At 43.4% G+C, this 5,335-nt stretch carries 3 protein-coding genes; 1 reads left to right on the top strand and 2 read right to left on the bottom strand.

What is annotated here, in order from left to right:
* Positions 1-109: 109 nt before the first annotated feature.
* Both Q0212_RS03280 and alaS read right to left on the bottom strand, forming a co-directional pair.
* Positions 110-1,354 carry an aspartate kinase gene (locus tag Q0212_RS03280; protein ID WP_297922168.1) on the bottom strand — a complete coding sequence of 415 codons (1,245 nt, stop codon included), beginning with the start codon at positions 1,352-1,354 and terminating at the stop codon, positions 110-112.
* Positions 1,355-1,366: 12 nt separating this feature from the next.
* Positions 1,367-3,994, bottom strand: coding sequence for an alanine--tRNA ligase (gene alaS, locus Q0212_RS03275; RefSeq protein WP_297922165.1), 2,628 nt, complete (start codon positions 3,992-3,994; stop codon positions 1,367-1,369).
* Between the two features lie 458 nt (positions 3,995-4,452).
* On the opposite strand from alaS, the gene Q0212_RS03270 reads away from it, so the two are divergent.
* Positions 4,453-5,335 (top strand): acetyl-CoA C-acyltransferase (locus tag Q0212_RS03270; RefSeq protein ID WP_297922163.1); only part of this gene is annotated, 883 nt, incomplete at its 3' end.

Here is a 5,335-nt window from a genome sequence, read left to right as displayed (position 1 = left end):
CCTCGGGCTTAATATAACAGAGCCACTATAGAAAAAACTATAGTGGCCCCTGATTTTTGTAGTCTTTTGCAAAAACTGTCAGACAATGACAAGTTTTTCGCAAGATTGCTTAAGCACGTGCGCTTGATTCACCGTGTTCACGGTCTAAACCGAAAGCAGTGTGTAGAGAACGTACAGCAAGTTCTAGGTAGTTTTCTTCAATAATCACAGAAATTTTGATTTCTGAAGTTGAGATCATTTGGATGTTGATGTTTTCTTTGGCTAATGTACCAAACATTTGGCTAGCCACACCTGCGTGAGAACGCATACCCACACCCACTAAAGATACTTTAGCGATTTTGTCGTCACCAACCACTTCACGAGCACCAATTTCTTTGGCGATGCTTTCTAAAATGGGTAAAGCTTTACGGAATTCGTTGCGGTGAACAGTAAAAGTAAAGTCTGTGGTGTTGTCGGCACTGATGTTTTGCACAATCATGTCGATTTCGATATTGGCATCACCAATTGGGCCTAAAATGCGATAAGCAATACCAGGGGTGTCTGGCACGCCACGAATGGTTAATTTGGCTTCGTCACGGTTAAAGGCAATACCTGAAATAACTGGTTGTTCCATTGTGTCCTCCGAATCTGTGGTAATTAATGTGCCTTCGCCTTCAGCAAAGCTAGACAATACGCGTAATGGCACTTGGTATTTGCCTGCAAATTCGACCGAGCGAATTTGTAAAACTTTAGAGCCTAGGCTGGCCATTTCTAACATTTCTTCAAATGTGATTTTTTCTAAACGACGCGCTTGAGGTACAACACGTGGGTCAGTGGTGTACACACCATCAACGTCGGTATAAATTTGGCATTCATCGGCTTTTAAGGCGGCTGCTAGCGCAACACCTGTTGTGTCTGAGCCACCACGACCTAACGTGGTAATGTTGCCTTGTGCATCAATACCTTGGAAACCTGCAACAATAATCACATTACGTTTTGCAAGTTCGGCACGCATAGCAGCATCATCAATTGATTCGATACGTGCTTTGGTAAAGGCACTGTCAGTACGAATGGCAACTTGTGCGCCAGTCATGGATTTAGCGCCTAAACCACGTTTTTGTAAGGCCATTGCTAATAAGGCAATCGTGACTTGTTCGCCTGTTGACACCATTTGATCGAGTTCGCGTGGGTCTGGCTCATCCGTAATGGCTTTAGCTAAGGCGAGTAAACGATTAGTTTCGCCACTCATCGCAGAAACGACAACCACAATATCGTGGCCTTGTTTATGCCAACGCTCAACACGTTCGGCAACGGCTTGAATACGTTCAGGTGACCCAACAGAAGTGCCACCGTATTTTTGAACAATAAGTGCCATAGTAAAGATTTCCTATTTTTGCTGTAACCACAAAGAGACACTGTTAAGCGCTTGAGGCAGGGCGGCAACATTTGTACCACCACCTTGTGCCATATCAGGACGACCGCCGCCTTTGCCACCTAACTGAGTTGAAATATGTTGTACCAAATCACCTGCTTTAAAGCGTGAGGTGAGGTCGGCTGTTACCCCTGCAATCACGGTAACTTTGTCGCCTTCAACCGTCGCTAAAACAATCACACCAGAAGCCAATTTATTTTTTAATTGGTCAAGTGTTGTACGCAAGGATTTAGAGTCTGCACCTTCGAGTTTGACGGCTAATAACTTAACGCCGTTGATGTCTTGGACTTGAGACAATAAATCATTGCTAGCACTGCTGGCTAATTTTGCTTTTAAGCGTTCGATTTCTTTTTCTAAATCACGATTACGTTCAGCCAGTTGTTGCACTTTATCGGCAACAGCTTGACGAGAACCTTTGACTAATTGGCCAATGTGGGCAAGGGCTTGTTCGCCTTCCGCTAACCACGCTAAAGCGCCTGAGCCTGTTTTGGCTTCAATACGACGAATACCTGCGGCAACACCACCTTCGCTAGTGATTTTTAATAAACCAATATCACCTGTGCGCCTAACGTGTGTACCACCACATAATTCAACCGAGAAGTTGTCTGTGCCCATGCTTAACACACGCACTGTGTCACCATATTTTTCACCAAATAAGGCCATTGCGCCTTTGGCTTTGGCGGTATCAATATCAGTGACTTCAGTAGCAACGGTACTATTCGCTAAGATTTGACCATTCACTAAGGCTTCAATTTGGCTGATTTGTTCGGCAGTGACACCTTCTGTATGTGAGAAGTCAAAACGTAAATAATCAGCGCAAACTAAAGAACCTTTTTGTTGCACGTGTGTGCCTAAGGTTTGGCGTAAAGCGGCATGTAATAGGTGAGTCGCGGAGTGGTTGCGTGCGGTGTTGGCGCGTAAAGTATTGTCAACTTGACCTTCAACGGTATCATTTACTAACAATTGTCCTTGTGTGACGATGCCATGATGCAAAAAGGCGTTACCCACTTTAGTGGTGTTTTGTACTTCAAAACGGGTATGACCCACTGACAATACGCCAGTATCACCGACTTGACCGCCAGACTCGGCATAAAAAGCAGTTTTATCTAAGACCACAACGGCTTTTTGACCTTCGTTGACGTGATTAACGGCTTCATCACCAATAAACATGGCCACAACTTTGCCTTCGCTGCATGTGCTGTCATAACCTGTAAACACAGTATCAACATCAACTTTGAGTAAGCTGTTGTAGTCAAAGTTAAACTTGCCAGCTTTTTGTGAGCGTTCGCGTTGTGCATCCATACAAGCGTTAAAGCCTGCTTCATCAATGCTTAAATGACGCTCACGGGCAATATCTGCCGTTAAATCCATTGGGAAGCCGTAGGTGTCGTATAATTTAAATACCACATCACCACTGATGACTGTGCCTTGTAAGTTGACTAAATCTTGCTCAAGAATTTTTAAACCTTGCTCCAATGTGCGGGCAAATTGTTCTTCTTCTTGCTTTAACACTTTTTCGATAAAAGCTTGACGTTCAACCAATTCGGGATAAGCAGCACCCATGACTTGGGCTAAAGCAGCAACCATTTTATAGAAGAAAGGTTGTGTTGCACCGAGTTTGTTGCCATGACGACAAGCGCGGCGAATAATACGACGTAATACATAACCGCGGCCTTCGTTGCTTGGCACAACACCATCAGCCACTAAAAAGCTACAAGAACGCGCATGATCAGCAACGACTTTTAAAGAAGCTTGTTGTTCGTTGCTGCAACCAATTGCATCGGCAGCGGCTTGTAATAAATGTTGAAATAAATCAATTTCGTAGTTGCTATGAACGTGTTGCATTACTGCACTAATACGTTCTAAACCCATGCCTGTATCAACAGAAGGGGCAGGAAGTGGATGCAATACACCGTCAGCGGTGCGATTGAATTGCATAAACACGTTATTCCAAATCTCGATATAACGGTCGCCATCTTCTTCGGCACTACCTGGTAAACCGCCCCAAATGTCGGCACCGTGGTCATAGAAAATTTCGGTACAAGGACCACAAGGGCCTGTGTCACCCATTGCCCAGAAATTGTCTGAGGCATAGGGTGCGCCTTTGTTGTCACCAATACGAATAATACGTTCAGCAGGTACACCAGCCACGTCTTGCCATAATTGGAAAGCTTCGTCATCGGTGGCGTAAACAGTGACCCATAATTTATCGCTTGGAATATTCAACCATGCAGGAGAGGTTAAAAACTCCCACGCATAAGCAATCGCATCGTGTTTGAAATAATCACCAAAACTAAAATTACCTAACATTTCAAAGAAGGTATGGTGACGAGCCGTGTAACCGACATTTTCTAAATCGTTGTGTTTGCCGCCTGCACGCACGCATTTTTGTGAGCTAACGGCACGGGTATAAGCACGTTTATCTAATCCCAAAAAGCAGTCTTTGAATTGGTTCATGCCCGCATTAGTAAATAATAATGTGGGGTCATTAGCAGGAATAAGAGAGCTGGATGCTACACGGGTGTGACCTTTGCTTTCAAAAAAGCTTAAAAAGGCTTCGCGAATATCGGCACTACTACGCATGAATACTCCAAGACAAATAATTTCTACGATGAACCTAATTAACGATGATGGTTAAGTGCAGTCGTCTGTTAATAACGCAGGTTTATGTCATTTTATAAGGATCAAAACGTTTTTGAGTTTTAAAAGCGGTTTGGACGTTAAACCTACAAAAGCTTGAGATTATAACGTGTTATTAGGATACGGGTAGTGGTTTATGTACGAAAAATATGAACGTTCAGGCTAAGGAAGCTATTTGCTGTTTATATTTTTACTGAGAGTTCTTGTTACAAAGCAAAATAAAATAATTTTAGCCAAGCAATCGCTTGGTATTTTCTTTTTTAGTTATTTGTTGTACGATCATCCAAAATGTTGGCTATGATGTTTATATAAACGTCGTATCCGATCAAGTTTAGGTGCCGTATTGCGTTTTGCAAATGATCCTAAAAATTACAGTCCAATTACAGATAGAGGTATAAAGGATGTCAACAGAGGCTTTTATTTATGATGCAGTGCGTACACCGCGCGGCAAAGGCAAAAAAGATGGCTCTTTGCATACGATCAAACCCATTGATTTAGTGGTCGGTTTAATGGATGCCTTAGCAGAGCGTAATGGCCAAGGTATTAAACAGTTGGCTGATGATGTGGTCTTGGGTTGTGTGACACCTGTGGGCGATCAAGGTGCTGATATTGCTAAAACTGCCGCCTTAGCCGCTGGTTTAGCAGACACTGTTGCAGGCGTGCAAATTAACCGTTTCTGTGCTTCTGGCTTAGAAGCAGTGAATATGGCTGCGATGAAAGTACGTTCAGGCTTTGAAGATTTAGTCATTGCTGGTGGCGTAGAGTCTATGTCACGTATTCCAATGGCTTCTGATGGTGGTGCATGGGCAATGGATCCTGCAACTAGCTTAGCCACAGGTTTTGTGCCTCAAGGTATTGGTGCTGACTTAATTGCCACGATTGAAGGTTTTTCACGTACAGATATTGATAGCTTTGCGTTACAGTCACAAAAGCGTGCAGCGGCTGCCCAAGCAAGTGGTCATTTTGATAAGTCTGTTGTACCTGTTAAAGATATTAATGGTTTAACGGTATTAGCCAAAGACGAATTTATTCGTGGCAATGCCACTTTAGAAGGTTTAGGTGCATTACAACCTTCCTTTATGATGATGGGTGAAATGGGCGGTTTTAACGCTGTTGCCTTACAAAAATATCATTGGGTAGAAACCATCAACCACGTTCATACCGCAGGTAACTCTTCGGGTATTGTTGACGGTGCGGCTTTGATGTTGATTGGTAACGAAAAAGCGGGTCAAAAATTAGGTTTAAAACCACGTGCGTGTTTCTTGGCAACCGCAGTATCTGGTG

The sequence above is a fragment of the uncultured Agitococcus sp. genome (genome assembly GCF_937920075.1).
GTDB lineage: Bacteria > Pseudomonadota > Gammaproteobacteria > Pseudomonadales > Moraxellaceae > Agitococcus.
Note: the sequence above shows the minus strand (reverse complement) of the source record. Positions and strands in the feature narration are given on the sequence as shown.

Coding starts and splice junctions, on each gene's coding strand:
- Q0212_RS03280 (WP_297922168.1), bottom strand. CDS start 1,354: ATGGCACTTATTGTTCAAAAATACGGTGGCACTTCTGTTGGGTCACCT.
- alaS (WP_297922165.1), bottom strand. CDS start 3,994: ATGCGTAGTAGTGCCGATATTCGCGAAGCCTTTTTAAGCTTTTTTGAA.